Origin of the sequence: Paenibacillus forsythiae T98 (assembly GCF_000520735.1) — a bacterium.
GTDB lineage: Bacteria > Bacillota > Bacilli > Paenibacillales > Paenibacillaceae > Paenibacillus_AQ > Paenibacillus_AQ forsythiae.
In genome coordinates, this window is record NZ_ASSC01000492.1 from 1 (window position 1) to 17455 (window position 17455).

The 17455-nt window shown below is 57.7% G+C and carries 16 protein-coding genes; 12 read left to right on the top strand and 4 right to left on the bottom strand.

The window, feature by feature from the left end; genetic code table 11:
- On the bottom strand, positions 1-187 hold a 187-nt coding region (locus L692_RS29005; protein ID WP_036723927.1), incomplete at its 3' end, for an ATP-binding cassette domain-containing protein.
- 125 nt (positions 188-312) lie between these two features.
- On the opposite strand from L692_RS29005, the gene L692_RS0115555 reads away from it, so the two are divergent.
- Entirely contained in the window at positions 313-915 is a 603-nt protein-coding gene (locus tag L692_RS0115555) for a biotin transporter BioY (protein ID WP_025701071.1), read from the top strand.
- 146 nt (positions 916-1061) lie between these two features.
- Here L692_RS0115555 and L692_RS0115565 read toward each other — a convergent pair whose 3' ends face one another.
- A complete protein-coding gene (locus L692_RS0115565; RefSeq protein WP_025701072.1) occupies positions 1062-2597 on the bottom strand; it encodes an alpha-amylase in 1536 nt (511 codons plus the stop codon).
- A 55-nt stretch (positions 2598-2652) separates the two neighbouring features.
- On the bottom strand, positions 2653-3510 hold the full coding sequence (locus L692_RS0115570) for a DUF72 domain-containing protein (protein ID WP_025701073.1): 858 nt from the start codon (positions 3508-3510) through the stop codon (positions 2653-2655).
- 350 nt (positions 3511-3860) lie between these two features.
- Between L692_RS0115570 and L692_RS0115575 the strand changes: the two genes are divergently transcribed.
- From L692_RS0115575 to L692_RS0115600, 6 genes are all read left to right on the top strand, one after another.
- On the top strand, positions 3861-4634 hold the full coding sequence (locus tag L692_RS0115575) for an ABC transporter ATP-binding protein (protein ID WP_036723930.1): 774 nt from the start codon (positions 3861-3863) through the stop codon (positions 4632-4634).
- A gap of 2 nt (positions 4635-4636) precedes the next feature.
- A complete protein-coding gene (locus L692_RS0115580) occupies positions 4637-5449 on the top strand; it encodes an ABC transporter permease (protein WP_025701075.1) in 813 nt (270 codons plus the stop codon).
- On the top strand, positions 5446-6363 hold the full coding sequence (locus tag L692_RS0115585) for an ABC transporter permease (RefSeq protein ID WP_025701076.1): 918 nt from the start codon (positions 5446-5448) through the stop codon (positions 6361-6363). Before L692_RS0115580 ends, L692_RS0115585 begins: the two co-directional genes overlap by 4 nt.
- 155 nt (positions 6364-6518) lie before the next feature.
- On the top strand, positions 6519-7613 hold the full coding sequence (locus tag L692_RS0115590; protein WP_036723932.1) for an ABC transporter substrate-binding protein: 1095 nt from the start codon (positions 6519-6521) through the stop codon (positions 7611-7613).
- Between the two features lie 186 nt (positions 7614-7799).
- Positions 7800-9263, top strand: coding sequence for a CoA-acylating methylmalonate-semialdehyde dehydrogenase (locus L692_RS0115595; RefSeq protein WP_025701078.1), 1464 nt, complete (start codon positions 7800-7802; stop codon positions 9261-9263).
- A gap of 33 nt (positions 9264-9296) precedes the next feature.
- Positions 9297-10664 (top strand): aspartate aminotransferase family protein, encoded by a 1368-nt coding sequence (locus L692_RS0115600; protein WP_025701079.1) that lies wholly within the window; start codon positions 9297-9299, stop codon positions 10662-10664.
- Here L692_RS0115600 and L692_RS0115605 read toward each other — a convergent pair.
- Positions 10630-12321: a PucR family transcriptional regulator gene (locus L692_RS0115605; RefSeq protein WP_025701080.1), complete on the bottom strand. Its 1692-nt coding sequence runs from the start codon at positions 12319-12321 to the stop codon at positions 10630-10632. The two genes, L692_RS0115600 and L692_RS0115605, sit on opposite strands and share 35 nt — an antisense overlap.
- 308 nt (positions 12322-12629) lie before the next feature.
- Between L692_RS0115605 and L692_RS0115610 the strand changes: the two genes are divergently transcribed.
- From L692_RS0115610 to L692_RS29010, 5 genes are all read left to right on the top strand, one after another.
- The gene (locus L692_RS0115610; protein ID WP_025701081.1) at positions 12630-14021 is read left to right on the top strand and encodes an NAD(P)-dependent oxidoreductase; all 1392 of its coding nucleotides are present in this window, start codon (positions 12630-12632) and stop codon (positions 14019-14021) included.
- Positions 14022-14048: 27 nt separating this feature from the next.
- Positions 14049-15338, top strand: a complete 1290-nt coding sequence (preA, locus tag L692_RS0115615; RefSeq protein WP_025701082.1) for an NAD-dependent dihydropyrimidine dehydrogenase subunit PreA — start codon at positions 14049-14051, stop codon at positions 15336-15338.
- A gap of 2 nt (positions 15339-15340) precedes the next feature.
- Complete coding sequence (gene hydA / locus L692_RS0115620) at positions 15341-16768, top strand: dihydropyrimidinase (protein ID WP_025701083.1); 1428 nt, start codon at positions 15341-15343, stop codon at positions 16766-16768.
- Positions 16768-16989, top strand: a complete 222-nt coding sequence (locus tag L692_RS0115625) for a hypothetical protein (RefSeq protein ID WP_025701084.1) — start codon at positions 16768-16770, stop codon at positions 16987-16989. The genes hydA and L692_RS0115625 overlap by 1 nt, the downstream gene beginning before the upstream one ends.
- A 237-nt stretch (positions 16990-17226) precedes the next feature.
- On the top strand, positions 17227-17455 hold a 229-nt coding region (locus L692_RS29010; RefSeq protein WP_036723936.1), incomplete at its 3' end, for an ATP-binding cassette domain-containing protein.

A 17455-nucleotide genomic window follows, 5' to 3' on the forward strand; every position in this document is an offset into this window, starting at 1 on the left:
TCAGACGGCCGCCGGAGGGGATAAGCAGCCCGTTGAAGGTCCGCACAAGGCTGGATTTGCCGCTGCCGTTCGCGCCCGTCAGCGCGACCCATTCCCCTTTTTTGATATGTATATTAATATCCTGAAGCGCCGTCAGGCTCCGCTGGCCGTCCCGCAGCGTCAGGCTCAAATGCTTGGCATGGATCATAGTTACGCTCGCTTTCGAAAGAGACTGTTTCCCGCTTGCGTAATTGATTATAACAAATTCATACATTGATGTATTTGACCTAAGGTGTTATATTGGTCTAAAAAATGGAGAGGAACAATCAACTCATGAACAGATGGTCCTTGCGCGGACTTATTTTCAGCGCGCTCTTTGCCGGCGTGATGATCGCGTTAAGCTCTATGAAAGTATCGCTTCCGTTCTCAACGGTGCCGATTACGCTCCAGACGCTGGCTGTCATGCTGGCCGGCTCCGTGCTGGGCGCCAGATACGGAGCGCTCGCCGTCCTGATCGTTATCGGCCTGTGCGCCGCCGGGTTTCCGGTAATGGGTGGACGGGGAGGCATGTCCGTCCTGGTCGGCCCGACTGCCGGTTACATCTTCGCCTGGCCGTTTGCGGCATTCCTGATCGGCTGGTTTGCCGAGCGGATGTCGCAGGGCAAATTCACCTTCGGCAAGCTGCTCGGGGTGAACTTCCTATTCGGCTCCCTGCTGGTATATCCGACCGGCGTAGCCTGGCTGGTGCATTCGATGCCGAGCATCGACACGCTGTCCAAGGCACTGACTGCGGGCATGCTGCCGTTCCTGCCGGGAGACTTCCTCAAGGCGGCCTTATGCGCTTCGGTTGTCACCGCCGTATGGAGAGTCTATCCGATTGAGCGGATCGTGGGCCGAAGAACCCCGGATTGGGTGGGAGAGAACGCGCACGAATAGAGACCGGCAAGCTTTGTTGAGTATTGCCTTCTTTAATCATATGCAAATAACAGCAGCCCCGCTGCCCGCCTGTATTTTTCGCGGTCAGCGGGGCTTGCCGTTTCTGCAATGAGCCTGCCCTTCTGAAGCTCCTGCACAGTCTTTCCTTATTTTTTCCCCGATTGAACTTTTTCCACCGTATCTGTCTCCAGGCCATGTGCCAGGGCGGTATCCTTCCCATCCTCTTGCTCCATTGGCAGCGCCCATACGGATACGCTACCTCCGTTTACCGGAAAGACCGCCCATCCGTCCCTGCCGATCTCTACCGCACCCTCCCGGTTCAGCGTCAGATCGGTCCAGCGCTCCCCGGCGCGATTCGCTCCGACGAACATGCGCTTCTCGCCGTCGTCTCCGCCGGATACGACGACCGCGCAGCCCGAGCCCGGAATTTCATCCACCCCCCGGCGCACCCAGCCGATGGTATTCGGATGATCGAAGTAATCGCTTTGCTCCCCGTAGGCTTTGTGGTAGCGGGCGGACAGCAGCCGGTCGATCGCCTCGCGCTTGCCTTCAACCGGCGTCGGTCCGCCAATGCCGTAATAATCGCCGTAGAATACGACCGGGTAGCCGTCCAGCCGGAGCAGGATGAGCGCGTACGCGCTCGGCTTGAACCAGTCGCCGACCCAGGACTCCAGCGATTCATGGGGCTGGGAGTCATGGTTGTCGACAAAAGTGACGGCGTGGGTAGGGTGCGTCTGCACGAGCGTGTCATTAAAAATGGTGGTCAGATCGAAGTTCCTGCCGCCGAGCGAAGCGGCCTGGAACTTGTAGTGGAGGGCTACGTCGAACAGATCAATCTGGTAATCGACCGTATCCAGGAACTGCCGGCAGGCGTCCAGATCCGGATTCCAGAATTCGCCGACAATGTAGAAGTCCTCCCCGCGCTTGCGGGTCATTTCCGCCGCGAACTCCCGGATGAAATCATAGTTGATATGCTTGATCGCATCCAGACGGTAGCCGCCGCACTGGAGCGTATCGACGAGCCATTTTCCCCATTCCAGCATTTCGGAGCGGACGACAGGGTGGCTGTAATCGATATTGGCGAACATCAGATAATCGTAATTTCCGAACTCGTCGTCTACATTGCGGTTCCAGTCCTTGTTCTCGCCGATAATCTTGAAGATGCCGGTCCGTCCATTGCCCGCATCATAGTCCGTACCGTTGAAATGCTCATAATTCCATTTGAATGAAGAATACTCGTCGCCGCGTCCCGGGAATGTGAATTTCGTCCAGCCTTCAATTTCGAACGGCTCCGATATGACCTTCAGCCGGTTGCCCGGATCAACCTCAACGACCTTGAATACCTCCGTTTCATCCGCTCCGGCCTTGTGGTTCATGACGAGATCAACATAGACCGCAATGCCGTGCCGCATACATTCCGCAATCGCGTCAATCAGCTCCTGCTTCGTGCCGTACTTCGTGCGGATCGTGCCTTTTTGGTCGAATTCCCCAAGGTCGTACAGATCGTATATTCCGTATCCGGTATCCTCGGCGGATTGGCCTTTGGTCACCGGGGGAATCCAGACGGAGTCAATCCCCGCAGCTTTCAGCTCCGGCGCAAGCCTTGCCAGGCGCTTCCAGTGCTGGCCGTCGGCGGCCACATGCCACTCGAAAAACTGCATCATCGTATGATTGCGTTTTATCATGATCGGCCTCCTGAATGTTTTATCCGCTAGAGCCATAACTAGAATATGCAAATCAAGACGAATGGTCGAACAAATCAAGCTGCAGGGGCGAAAGTCCGCTGTCATCTCCGCCAAGGAGAGCCTGAAGCTCTTTGGCATTGGGGGTCGCATCGCCCGCCGAATTGTTGTTGAAGACCACATACACGTTCTTCGAGTCCTTCTCCAGCTCCTTCAGCCGGTCCTGCCATTCCGTCAGCTCTTCCGTACTGTAGCGGTACAGATAGCGCAGCTTGCGCCACTCGGGGTGGCTGCTCTGATGCCAGCCTTTGGCGTTTCGCCCATGCATCCGCACATAGGTCAATTCCGGCGAGGTTGCCACGGACACGATCGGAATGGAGCCAATTCCGGCCTGTGGCTCATCGACTACCGTATGAATCCAGCCTTCTTTTTTCATAAAAGCCAGCGTCCGGTCCCGGTATTCCGGGCTGTACCAGGTGGAGTTGCGGAATTCGAGCGCGCAGGGCACATCCCGCATCCTTTCCCTCGTCTCCCGCAGGATATCCACGTTCTCCTTGGTGCAATCAAACCAGGGCGGAAACTGGAAGAGCGTCATGATCAGCTTGCCTGCACAGGTGACGGGTTCAATCGAGGTATGAAACGCCTGAAACATTTCCTCGGCGGTGTCGAAATAATTCTTTTTGCCCCGCAAGTGCCCGGTCATGCCCTGATAGGCTTTAATAATAAAACCGAAATCCTCGGGGGTCTGGCTTACCCATTTGGCGTAATTTCTGACCGGCTGCACGGCGTAGAAGGAGCTGTCGATCTCCACGATGGAAAAATGCGCGCTGTATGCGGGCAAGCGGTCTGCGGGCTTTATTCTTCCATACAGCTCGTCATGATCGCCAAATCCCGTCAAACCGACCTTGATCACAGTCTCTCCTCCTATTCTTGACATAAATAAATGCGGGTAGTACCCGGATATCTTCTATTTAAACTGAAAACGCCGGGTGAAAAACAAAAAAAGGGGGTAAAGGGACATAGAGGTCCAGGTCTGCTTCAGTAAAGCGCGTTTGTAACCCTCAAATTGACGGGCTGGACAAAATGACGGAAATTCCCCAAAGCTATTTTACTTTTTGTCTAGTGTGAGGGACAAGAGCACAGTGTAACATGTTAGTTAAAGCTACATGGACAATGTAATTTTACCGGAAAAACTAATTTTGGTGTCAACTAATATGCCATATATAAAAATAATACAGGGGTGGGGGGATTTCGGTGTCACTTATGGCGACAAAGGTTCCTGAAATTCAAATGGAGAATGTCGAGATGCGCTATCAGACCGATACGGCGGATGTTCTGGCGCTGCATCAGGTGAGCCTGGATATTGCCAAGGGAGAGTTTGTCTCGCTGCTTGGGCCGTCCGGCTGCGGCAAGACGACGCTGCTTCGGCTTATGGCCGATTTGATCGAGCCGACGGCAGGACGGGTGACGGTAGCTGGCAAAAGCGCCAGGGAGGCGCGGCTCGCCCAGAAATACGGCATCGTCTTTCAAAGCCCTGTGCTGTACGACTGGCGCAAGGTGAAGGATAACATCACGCTGCCGCTGGAGCTGATGGGCGTCAAGAAAGCCCGCCGCGACGAGAAGGCGCTGGAGCTGCTGGAGCTTGTCGGGCTGAAGGGCTTCGCCGACAAATACCCGTGGCAGCTGAGCGGAGGGATGCAGCAGCGGGTCGCGATTGCCCGGGCGCTGTCGATGGAGCCGGAAATCCTGCTCATGGATGAGCCGTTCTCCGCCCTCGATGAATTCACGCGCGAGCGTCTGAATGAAGAGCTGCTGTCCGTATGGAGCAAGGTGGGCAATACGGTTGTATTCGTCACTCACAGCATTCCCGAATCGATCTTCCTGTCCGACCGGGTCTTCGTGCTGTCCCCGCATCCGGGCCGCCTGTCTGCGGTGGTTGATATTCCGCTGCCGCGTCCGCGGACGGCCGAGATGAGAAACAGCCCGGAATTTTTTGATCTGATCGCGGGCATTCGCGACAGCTTCGAGGGAGTGTAGTCATGAAAGGAAACAGCATGCTGGTGAAGGGGCGGTTCCTGCCTCTGCTCGTCTGGGTGGCGGGGCTGCTGATTGTCTGGGAGGCCCTTTCGTGGGTGCTGCTGAATGTGGTGCGTACGCCGCTTGCCCAATCGAAGCTGCCCTATGTGCATGAATTGGTTGCAACGCTCTTTCGGTACGCGGGCACGCTGCTGAAGGAGGGGGCCGCCACGTTCGGCAACGCCGGAGTCGGCTTCCTGCTCGGCGCCGCCGCCGGGGTGCTGCTCGCCGTGCTGATGAGTGTGTCGAAGACGATTGAGCAGCTTACCTTCCCTTACGCGGTCGCTTCGCAGATGATTCCGATTCTGGGCCTGGCCCCGATCATCTACGGCATCGTCCGCGACGAGCAGATTTCGCGGATTATTATCTCGGGTTATATTACCTTCTTTCCCGTGTCGCTCAATATGCTGCGGGGACTCCGGAGCGTCAATCTCTCCGCTTTGGAGCTGATGCATTCCTACGCGGCCAAACCGTGGGCCGTCTACTGGAAGCTGCGGCTTCCCGCCGCGCTTCCCGGCCTGTTCAGCGGGCTGAAGATCGCCGCTCCGCTTGCGGTTACCGGGGCGATTCTGGTCGAGCTGATGGGCGCGCAGCATGGAATCGGCGTCATTATGCTGCGCAATCTGTATTACGGCCCTTCCCATACTTACATGTTCTGGTCGACCATTCTGGTCGGCGCGTTCCTTGGCATGGCCAGCTATGGAATCATGAGCCTGATTGAGCGGCTTGTCGCTCCCTGGCAGCCTGAATTCCGTCCGAAAGGGGGCGGCAGATGATGAAAGGCAATACCACCCGCGAACCGGCATTCGTCTCATCCCAGGGCGCTGAGGGCGGAGGCCGTCCGCAGGCCGCTTTGACGGCCGCATCGGCCCCGCCGCCGCAGGCGGCGCCCGTGCAGAAGGGCAAGCCGCGCCGCCGCGCGCAGAAGTCCGCAGTCTTTCGCGTCATTCTTCCTGTGCTCGCAGGCGTGCTGTTTCTGGCGCTGTGGGAGCTGCAGGTCATCCATAAGCTATTCGATCTGAAGAAATACCAGCTTCCGCTGCCGTCCGCGATTGCGGAGGCGATGGGCGATAATATGAGCCTGCTGCTCTCCTATACGGGATATACGCTCACTGAAGCGGTGCTCGGCATGCTGGCCGGCTCGGCGCTTGGCTTCATCATCGCGCTGGCCGCCACGGCCTGGCCGAGATGGGGCGGCGGAAGCCTGACGCTGGTCGCCGCGCTGAACGCCGTTCCCATCGTGGCGCTCGCGCCGATCATGAACCTGTGGTTCGGGGACGGCTTAGGCTCCCGCATCGCCATAGTGACGGCCACGACGATGGCCGCGATGGCGATCAACGCCTACAAGGGCATGGCCGCCATCGATCCGCTGGCGCTGGATCTGATGCATTCCTACGCCGCGCCCAAATCGGCGGTGTTCCGCCACCTGCGGATCAAGAACAGCCTGCCCTATGTGTTCACCGCGCTGAAGATCAACGCGACCGCAAGCATGATCGGGGCGATTGTCGGCGAATTCTTCTTCTCTTCGCGTGGGCTTGGTTATCTGCTGTCCAACTCCATCAAGGTCGCCAAGATGCCGCTCGGCTGGTCATGCATCGTGCTTGCCGCGATTGCGGGCGTCATTTTTTACCTGGTGGTGGAACGGCTGGAGAAGGTGTTCATCCGCTGGCATCCTTCGCGGCGGGCTTGACAGAAGCGGGATTGTCGGTACAACCGGCCGCTGGCTTTGCGATGAGAGATCGGGCCTGGCCGTTTGCATACAGCACATCATGATGGCAACCATACTGCACCAGGAATCGTGTTCTTCATTTATTTCAAAAATTTTCAGTGGGGGGAATTGGGTTGATGAGCGTAAAAAACAGAAAATTTCGCGGTGTGCTGTTATTGGCGGTAGTGGCGTTGGTATTGTCGGTGCTTGCGGGCTGCGGAGGCGGAAATAACGCCTCGGGAAGCGAGCCGTCCGCTGCTGCGGGAAGCTCGGCTGCTCCGGAAGCAAGCATGGCGCCTTCGGCGGACCCGGTCCCGGTCAAGCTTCAACTGAAATGGGTGCCGCAGGCTCAATTTGCCGGGTACTACGTCGCGCTCAGCAAAGGCTACTACAAGGACGAGGGTCTGGACGTGCAAATCCTGCCCGGCGGACCGGATATCGTGCCTGAGCAGCAGGTTGCCGGCGGATCGGCGGATATCGGCGTCGATTGGGTGGCGAGTCTCCTGACGAGCCAGGAGCAGGAAATGCCGCTCGTGCAAATCGCCCAGATTTACCAAAAGAGCGGTCTTGTGCTGGTCTCCAAGAAATCGGCGAATATCAACACTCCGGCTGATCTGAAGGGCAAACGGGTCGGCAACTGGATGGGCGGCAATGAGTTCGAACTGCTAGCGCTGTTTGACAAATACAAGCTCGATTCGAATAAAGATATCAAATTTACAAAACAGGGCTTTACGATGGACCAATTCCTTGGCGGAGAGCTGGATGCGGCTTCCGCGATGACGTACAACGAGTATCAGGTTGTGCTTGAATCGGGCGTCAAGGCCGAGGATCTGAATGTCATCGACATGAACGACGAGGGCGTGGCCATGCTGGAAGACAATCTGTTCGCCAACAAGGAATGGCTGGAGGCCAACAAAGAGACGGCGGCGAAATTCGTCCGCGCTTCGCTTAAAGGCTGGAAGGATGCCATCGCCGATCCGGCGGCGGCCGTGGACATCGTGATGGAGCAGGCGGAAGCCGGCAGCACGACCAAGGATCATCAGCTCAAAATGATGGAGGAAGTCGCCAAGCTGATTCAGCCGGAAGGCTTCGACATCTCCAAGCTGGGCTACACGGACGAAGCCGCATTCAAGCAAACGGCGGACATCGCCTTCAAGTTCGGCGTAATCAAGAAAGAGGCCAATCTGTCCGAAGCGTATACGAACGAAATTATGGACATGGCTTCCAAATAATGCAATCCGCAGGATAAGCCCGCTTGGCTGATCCTGGAGCCTCCGCGAAATTCCTGACAGCCCGCCCCGGGCCTGTGCGGATCTGATTTTGCGGAGGCGGTTTTTTTCGGGGGGAGTCAGTGGATCGCCCAAGAAGCGCAAACTCCGAATTGCCGGAGATATTTAACTGGAAAAGAGGTGCCTTGCATGTCTCTGCTGGTCAGACAGACTGAGAAAGTGAGAAATTTTATCAACGGGCAATGGGTGGAGTCGTCCTCCGGGCGGGAGGAAGAAGTGTTCAATCCCGCAACGGAAGAGGTGCTCGCTTACGTGCCGCTGTCCAGTCGTGAGGAACTGGGTGCCGCGGCTACGGCGGCAAAGGCGGCCTTTTACAGCTGGAAAAAGATCGCTGTGCCTCGCCGGGCCCGCTATTTCTTCGAATACCAGCAGCTCCTGCTGAAGCATGCGGAAGAGCTGGCGGAATTGATTACACTGGAGAATGGCAAGAGTCTCGAAGAAGCGCGCGGAGAGGTGCAGCGCGGCATCGAATGCGTGGAATTTGCCGCCGGCGCTCCAACCCTGATGATGGGCAGCCAGCTTCCGGACATTGCCACGGGCATCGAGTCGGGCATGTATCGCTATCCGCTCGGCGTCGTCGGCGGCATTGCGCCGTTCAATTTCCCGATGATGGTGCCGTGCTGGATGTTCCCGCTGGCGATTGCTTGCGGCAACACGTTCGTGCTGAAGCCGTCGGAGCGGACGCCGCTGCTTGCGGGCCGTCTGGCCGAGCTGTTCGCGGAGGCGGGCTTCCCGCCCGGCGTGCTGAATGTCGTGCATGGCGCGCATGAGGTCGTTAACGGCATGCTGGAGCATGAGGACATCAAGGCCATCTCCTTCGTCGGCTCCCAGCCGGTTGCGGAATACGTCTACAAGAACGGAACCGCGCATGGCAAGAGGGTTCAGGCGCTGGCCGGAGCCAAGAATCACTCCATCGTTCTGCCCGATGCCGACATGGACAATGCGGTCAGGAACATTACCTCCGCCGCCTTCGGCTCTGCCGGCGAGCGCTGCATGGCCTGCTCCGTCGTCGTTGCGCATGAAGCGATTGCCGACGAGCTGGTGGCGCGCCTCCAGGCTGCCGCCGACAATCTCAAAATCGGCAACGGTCTGGACGCGGGCGTGTTCCTGGGACCGGTGATCCGGGGGTCCAACAAGGAGAGAACCGTATCGTATATTGAAACGGGGGAGCGGGAGCAGGCGAAGCTTGTCCGGGACGGCAGGAAAGACGCCGCGTCCGAAGGGGCGGGTTATTTCATCGGCCCGACGATATTCGATCATGTGAAGCCGGGGATGACGATTTGGCGGGACGAGATTTTTGCTCCGGTGCTGGCCGTTGTTCGCGTCAAGGACTTGGCGGAAGCGATTTCTGTCACCAATCAGTCGCCGTTCGCCAACGGCGCCTGCATCTATACCGACAGCGCCAAGGCCGTCCGCGAGTTCCGCGAAGAGATTGACGCCGGGATGCTGGGAGTCAATCTGGGCGTGCCCGCGCCAATGGCCTTCTTCCCGTTCTCGGGCTACAAGCAATCATTCTACGGGGACCTGCATGCGAACGGACGCGACGGCGTAGAGTTCTATACACGCAAAAAAATGATCACAGCCCGCTACTAAAGCGTCGCGGGCCATGGAGAGGGGATAAGCGCAATGCTCAAGACGGGGATGGAGAGCGACCTTGCAATCAGTAAAGACCGAAAATATCTGTGGCATCACATTTCGCCATACAGTGAAGCCAATCCGCCGATGATCGCGGCGTCCGCAAGCGGCTCCTGGGTTACCGATATCGACGGGAAGAAATATCTGGACGGCATGTCGGGCCTGTGGTGCGTCAATGTGGGCTACGGCCGCAAGGAACTGGCTGAAGCCGCATATAATCAACTGTTGAGCTTGCCTTATTTTCCGCTGACACAGAGCCATATGCCCGCCATTCTGCTGGCGGAGAAGCTGAACGAATGGCTGGGAGATGAATATGTGATCTTCTTCTCCAACAGCGGATCGGAAGCGAATGAGGCGGCCTTCAAAATGGTTCGGCAGTATCAGCAGCAGATCGGCCAGCATTACCGGCACAAGTTCATTGCCCGTTACCGGGGCTATCACGGCAACTCCTTCGGCGCGCTGTCCGCCACGGGGCAAGCCCAGCGCAAATACAAGTACGAACCGCTGAGCGGCGGCTTTCTCCATGTGGCGCCGCCGGACAGCTACCGCCGTCCCGCCGGGCAGTCGGTTGAGGAATTCAACCTCTTGATGGCCCAGCAGATCGAGGATACGATCGTCTGGGAAGGCGCCGAGACGGTGGGGGCAGTCATCATGGAGCCGGTCATTACCGGCGGCGGCGTGATTGTGCCGCATCAGGTCTACATGGACCGCGTGCAGGAAATCTGCAAGAAGCACGGCGTGCTGCTCATTATCGATGAAGTAATCTGCGGCTTCGGCCGGTCGGGTCGGAGGTTCGGACACCACAACTTCGGCGTGAAGCCAGACATCGTGACGATGGCCAAAGGGCTGACCAGCGCCTATCTTCCGCTGTCGGCAACTGCCGTCCGCAAGGAGATTTACGAGGTCTTCAAGGATAACGGCGACGACTCCGGCTACTTCCGCCATATCAATACGTTCGGCGGCAATCCGGCCGCCTGCGCCCTGGGACTGCGCAACCTGGAAATCATGGAGCAGGAAAATCTCGTCGAACGCGGCGACCTTCTCGGCAAGCGCTTGAGCGCCGGACTGTCCGGGCTGCTGGATCACAAGCTGGTCGGCGACGTCCGCAGCTTCGGCCTCATCACGGGCGTCGAGCTTGTGGCCGACAAAGCGACCAAGGAGCCGGCCCCGCTTGATACCGTGAAGGGCATCATCGCCGATTGCAAGGCCAAGGGTCTTATTATCGGCAAGAACGGCGATACGGTAGCAGGTTTCAACAACGTGCTGACCTTTGCGCCTCCGCTTGCCTCGACCGACGAGGACATCCAGTTCATCCTCGATACGTTCACAGAGGTACTGAACGGGAGCTGGGCAAAGTAAGCTTCTCCGGGTACAGGAACTGGTAGGCCCGCAGCGCGACCTGAATGGATATGCGGTTCTCCGGCGACATGAAGTCCTCGCCGAGCAGCTCCGTAATTTTGTCCAGACGGTAGTATAGAGATTGTCTGACGATGAACAGCTTGCGCGCCGCAATCTGCTTGGAGCCGTCATGATCCAGATAGACCCGCAGCGTCAGCAGCAGCTCGCTGCCCTTCTGCTGGTCGTGGTCGATCAGCGGACCGAGATAGGTACGGATGAAATTTTGCAGCGTCTTGCCGTCGTTCAGGCTCAGCAGCAGCTGGAAGACGCCAAGCTCCTCATAGAATAGGGTCGGCTTCTGGTGACAGGGGTAGAGCGACAGCGCCTGCACTGCTTCCTGGTAGCCGGATGGAGCATTTTTAAGCTTGGTATGCGATTTGCCCACGCCGATGACGAGCTGAAGATCCTTCAGCTTCTCGTCGGAGCGGATATTCTGCAGGGTTTCCAGCGCTTGCTGCAGCCGGGTTCGCCCGGGCAGCTTGGACTGGATGTCCAGCGCGATGACGGTCAGACGGTTGTTCTTCAGCGTAATAAGCGGCCGAAGTGAATATTTCTCAAAAATGGAACGCAGGACAAGTGAAAGGTGAAACGTAATCGACTCCCATTCATTTTCCGAGCTGTTCCATTTTACGTTTCGGGGATTCTCGATCTCGATCAGGCACACGCGGTAAGCCAGCTCGTTGACGACGCCGAAGTCCGGTCCGATCAGGCTCTTGAGCCGGTTCTCGTCGTCAATGCGCCCGTTGATCAGTTCGTCAACCCACAGATTTTCGGAAAAGAGCTTGCGCTCCTCCATATAGCGTGTGCGCAGCAGCTCCTGGGCGATGGACAGCGAGGCCGAGTCGAGCAGCAGACAGTCGAACTCCTGCGGCTTATGCGGGCATACCATCAGAATATAGGCCCAGGTCTGGTCAAGGGCGCCGACGGGCTTGAGCACAACCGTCTTGCCGCCAAATTCGCGGAAGCTGGGGGCGGCGTCCGGCTGATGGATTCCTTCCATTTCTTCATAAAAAGCCGAGAAGAAGCGCAGCAGAGGCTCCTGCTCCTCCGGCGGCAGCGCGGGGAAGAACTGCGGCTTGCCTTGCAGCTGCATGTACAGAACCTGCGTGCGCGTGCTTCTGGACAGCAGTTGCAGCACCTTGACCGTTCCCTGCGAGGTCAGCGTCAGGCGGTGGAATTCGCGGGAGATGCTCTCCAGCTCCCCGAGCATGCGGTGATGGCGGTTGATAATAAGCGAATGCAGGTCGAGCGTGATATCGACGAACCGCACGGTGCGGTTAAACACAATCAGCGGAAAATCATGCCGGTTCGCCAGGGAGACCAGCTCTTCAGGCACGGCGCTCATATAAGTTCCCAGCTCGATGCACAGACAGGCTGCGTTCTTCTGGATCAGGTATTCAAGAAATTCAAGAGAGGCGGGGAGATCGGCGCTCATCCCTATGCCTGTTGTGAGTATCATTTCCTGTCCGTGGATCAGGCTCTCAATGCTTGAGCTTTCGAGCACATGCACCCAGCGGATCGCCCGATCGAGGCCCGAGCTTCCTCCGACGACTCTGGCGTCGGCGAACAGCGGTCTTTTCAGCGCTTCCCGAATGGTGAACACAAGCTCCCAGTCCATATTCATCCTCCTCGTCTTGGCAGATTTGCCGTATATTTTTCTTGTACCGAAGTCTGCCCTGAACCTGTTCTCTCACGTAAAAAATACACTTTTGAAATTAGACATTATGTCTAATGTAACGAAAAAATGAATTGACTATAGTGTGAATATAAATGTTAGGATAACTTACCTAAGTAGGTAGAGATAAGCTTGGTTTTAAGGGATACAGCTTATTTTACTATATAAATCTGTCGAAGTAAGTAGAATTATAAGGCAAAAATCGTAATTGCGTTATATTATGTAACATACACCTGGGAGGGATCATTCTGATGGAACACGCATCGAAGTTGACCGCATTTTCACCTGACCTGTTCATGCGAAATTTCGCCGAGGCCGAGCCGGGGCTTACCCGCAAGGGCGCGGTCGAAGAATCCAACCGCTGTCTGTACTGCTACGATGCTCCTTGTATCAAGGCTTGCCCGACGGGGATTAACATTCCTTCCTTCATCAAGCGGATTGCGACGGACAACCTGCGGGGCGCCGCGCATACGATTATGGAGTCGAACCCGGTGGGCGCCAGCTGCTCCCGCGTCTGCCCGACCGAGGAGCTGTGCGAAGGAGCCTGCGTGCTGAACGACGCTTCCGAGCCGATCCAGATCGGCCTGCTCCAGCGCTATGCGACAGATTGGGCGATGAATAGCGGCGCCGAGCTGTTCAAGGCGGGTGCTCCGAACGGGAAGAAGGTCGCCGTGATCGGCGGGGGGCCGGCCGGATTGTCGGCTGCCCGGGAGCTGGCTCGCGAAGGCTTCTCCGTCGTGATCTACGAAGCGAGAGAACAAGCCGGAGGACTGGACACGCACGGGATCGTATCCTTCCGTCTGCCGCAGTCCGTCTCCTTGTGGGAGGTGGAGCAGGTCGAGAAGCTTGGCGTGGACATCCGCACAGGCATGAAGGTAGGGACCGATGTAACGCTGGATGAGCTGAAGGCGGAATATGACGCGATTGTGCTTGCTGCCGGCATGGGCTACGTGCCTGAGCTTGGCATCCCGGGCGAGGAGCTGGACGGCGTGTATGACGCGATCAAGCTGGTGGAATCGACCAAGACGGGCGTCTCGAATATACAGCTGATGGGACAGCGCGTCGCCATTATCGGCGCGGGCAACACGGCGATTGACGCCGCAACCTGCTCGGTGCGGCTCGGCGCGGCCAATGTGAAGATGGTCTACCGCCGGACCCGCGAGGAGATGACAGCCTACGACTTCGAGTATGAGTTCGCCAAGCAGGAGGGCGTCGAGTTCAACTGGCTGACGCTGCCAAAGCGCATTGTCGGCGACGAGCTGGGCAAGGTGACCGGCCTCGAATGCGTGACGATGAAGCTGACCGGGGAGGCCGGCAGCGACGGCAGGCTCAAGCCGGTGCCGGTGGAGGGCTCCGAGTTCATCATGCCGGTGGAAGCCGTCGTGCTGGCCATCGGACAGAAGCGCCACACCGGCCTGATCGAGCATCTCGGCCTTGCGCATGAATGGGGCGTTGTGAAGATCGATGAGGCGACTCACCAAACCTCCGATCCGCAAATTTATGCCGCGGGGGACATCGTCTTCGGCTTCGGCAAGGGTGAAGCGATGGTCGTATCCGCGGCCCAGCAGGGCAAAATCGCCGCACAAGCTATTGTCAAAGAGCTGCTGCCGCAGCAGAGCGGCGTTGTCGGCTCGGCGGTATAACTATATTTTTCAGGGAGGGAATTATCAATGGCAGATTTGAGCATTAATCTCGCAGGGATCAAGTCGCCCAATCCGTTCTGGCTGGCCTCCGCGCCGCCTACCAATACAGGCTATCAGGTGCAGCGCGCTTTTGAAGCGGGCTGGGGGGGAGCCGTATGGAAGACGCTCGGCGATCCGATCATCAACACCTCGTCGCGCTTTGCCGCCGTCAATTTCAATGGTCAGCGCGTAGCCGGGTTCAACAATATCGAGCTGATTACGGACCGCCCGCTGGATGTCAACCTGAAGGAGATCTACGAGACGAAGAAGCGCTTCCCGAATCACGCCGTAGTCGCCTCCCTGATGGTGGAGCCCAAGCAGGAGAAGTGGCATGAAATCGTCAAGAGAGTCGAGGATGTCGGCGTAGACGGCCTGGAGCTGAACTTCGGCTGTCCGCACGGGATGGCGGAGCGCGGCATGGGCGCCGCCTCCGGGCAGCAGCCCGATCTGGTTGAAGCGCAGACGTATTGGGTAAAAGAAGTGGCGAAGACGCCTGTTATCGTGAAGCTGACTCCCAACATTACCGACATTACGGTTACGGCCCGGCATGCCGTCAAGGGCGGCGCCGACGCGATCAGCCTGATCAATACGATCAACAGTCTCGCGGGAGTGGACATTCATACGTGGAATACGGTTCCGCATATCGGCGGCAAGGGCGCCCACGGGGGCTACTGCGGTCCGGCCGTCAAGCCGATTGCGCTCAACATGGTGGCCGAATGCGCCCGCCATCCGGAGGTTACCGTTCCAATCTCCGGCATCGGCGGCATCTCCACCTGGCAGGACGTCGTTGAGTTTATGCTGATGGGCTCCACCGCCATTCAGGTGTGTACGGCGGCCATGCATCACGGCTTCCGGATCGTGGAGGAAATGATCGACGGCCTGAACAATTATCTGGATGAGAAGGGCCTCGCCTCTGTGACCGAGCTGACCGGCAAATCGGTGTCGAAATACTCGAATTGGGGCGACCTTAACCTCAACTACAAAGTGGTGGCCCGGATCAACGAGGAGAACTGCATCAACTGCAACAAATGCCATATTGCCTGCGAGGACACCTCGCATCAATGCATCGATATGCTGACGAATGCGGACGGGAAAGCGATTCTGAAGGTGCGCGAGGAAGACTGCGTCGGCTGCAACCTGTGCTCGATCGTCTGCCCGGCCGAAGGGGCGATCGACATGGTGGAAATCGACAGCGGCCTTCCGCCGATGACCTGGAACGAGCGCCAGCAAGTCGTTGGCGGTCTGAGCGGCGCCTATTCCAAAGCGGAGGTGGTTTGAGCATGAAGAAGCTCATCAAGAACGGGACGATTGTGACGGCGGCCGACACTTTTGCCGGGGATGTTGCAATCGAGAACGGAATAATTACGGAAATCGGCCTTGATCTGAAGGCGGACGGGGCCGAGATCATCGACGCTTCCGGCTGCTACGTCTTCCCGGGAGGCGTTGATCCGCATACGCATCTGGATATGCCGTTTGGCGGAACCGTGACCGCCGATGACTTCGAGACGGGAACCATCGCCGCCGCCTATGGCGGAACGACGACCGTGATTGACTTCTGCCTGACGAGCAAGGGGCTGCCTCTCCAGCAGGCGGTGAACACCTGGCATGAGAAATCGCAGGACAAAGCCGTGATCGATTACGGCTTCCACCTGATGGTGTCCGAGCTGAACGACATGGTGCTGGCGGAGCTGCCGCAAATTATCGAGAACGAAGGCATCACCTCCCTTAAAGTGTTCATGGCTTACAAAAATGTGCTCCAGGCCGACGACGGTACACTCTTCAAGACGCTCCAGGCCGCCAAGCAGGAAGGCGCGCTCGTCATGGTCCACGCCGAGAACGGCGACGTCATTGACTATCTCGTCGGCAAAGCGCTGGCCGAGGGCAATACCGATCCGATCTATCATGCGCTGACCCGGCCTCCGGAGCTTGAGGGCGAAGCCACGGGCCGCGCCGCCTATCTGACCGGGCTGACCGATTCGCAGCTGTATGTAGTGCATGTCACCTGCGCCGAAGCGGCGTGGAAGATCGAAGAAGCCCGCAAGAAGGGGCTGCGCGTCTACGGCGAGACCTGTCCGCAGTATCTCGTCCTTGACCAGACGGCGCTTGAGAAGCCGGACTTCGAAGGGGCCAAATACGTCTGGTCGCCGCCGCTGCGCGAGCAGTGGAATCAGGACGTGCTGTGGAAATCCCTCTGGAACGGCAGTCTGCAGACCATTGGCTCCGATCAGTGCTCGTTCAACTTCAAGGGCCAGAAGGAGCTGGGTCTTGGCGACTTCTCGAAGATTCCGAACGGCGGGCCGACGATTGAAGACCGCTTCACCATTCTGTACTCCGAGGGCGTGGACAAAGGCCGCATCTCGCTGAATAAATTCGTGGATATTATCTCGACTACCAGCGCCAAGCTGTTCGGCCTGTTCCCGCAAAAAGGGACGATCGCCGTGGGGAGCGACGCCGACATCGTCATTTTCGACCCCGCCGTACAGCGGACCCTTTCCGCGAAAACGCATCATATGAACGTCGATTATAACGCCTTCGAGGGCTTCGAGGTCAAGGGAGAACCGGTCTCCGTGCTGAGCCGGGGCGAGTTCGTGATCCGTGACAAGAAGTTCGTCGGCAAGCCGGGCGCAGGCAAGTATTTGCAGCGCAAGCGGTTCGGGACCGCTCCGGCGGTTCCGGCCAAAGCCGAGGTTAGCGGAGGGGTGATCTAATGTCCGCATACGATGATTTCGCCAAGGAGAAGCAGGACATCGACGATCTGCTGGCTCGCGGTTATACTGTCGCCGGTATGTTGGAAACCCTGGACGGAGCCAAAGTGAAGTTTGACGAAGCGAAGCCGGGGAGCGGTAGCGTAGAGCTGCTGCTGCTGACGGCGGATGCCCGCAAATATGTCACGACGCTGGTGTTTGCGGGGCTGGAGAAGGCGCAGTAGGCGCTTTGCCATATCAAGCAAAGGTTATATCGAGTCAAGCGTACGCCGGAAGTATCGGTTGTACGCTTTTTTAATTGACATCATAGTGCGGTTATTCTATATTATTAATTATCAATTAATCGCATTGAATTAATAGGAATTATGATTGACCAGATCAACTGGAGATCAAGCCGCTAGACGCCGTCAGGTAAAGTGGGCTTGATTTTTTATTTCCTGTGAAAGAAGGTCGGCCCACGCATGATTACCGTCACTAATCTGAACAAGAGCTACCGGACGCGCGGCGGAACGGTTTCAGCGCTTACGGACATTAATCTGCATATCGAAAAAGGAGAAATCTTCGGCATCATCGGCTTCAGCGGCGCGGGTAAATCCACGCTGATCCGCTGTCTGAACCGGCTGGAGGAGCCGGATTCAGGCAGCATCCGGATTGGCGAGACGGTCATTACTAACCTGAAGGAGCGCGAGC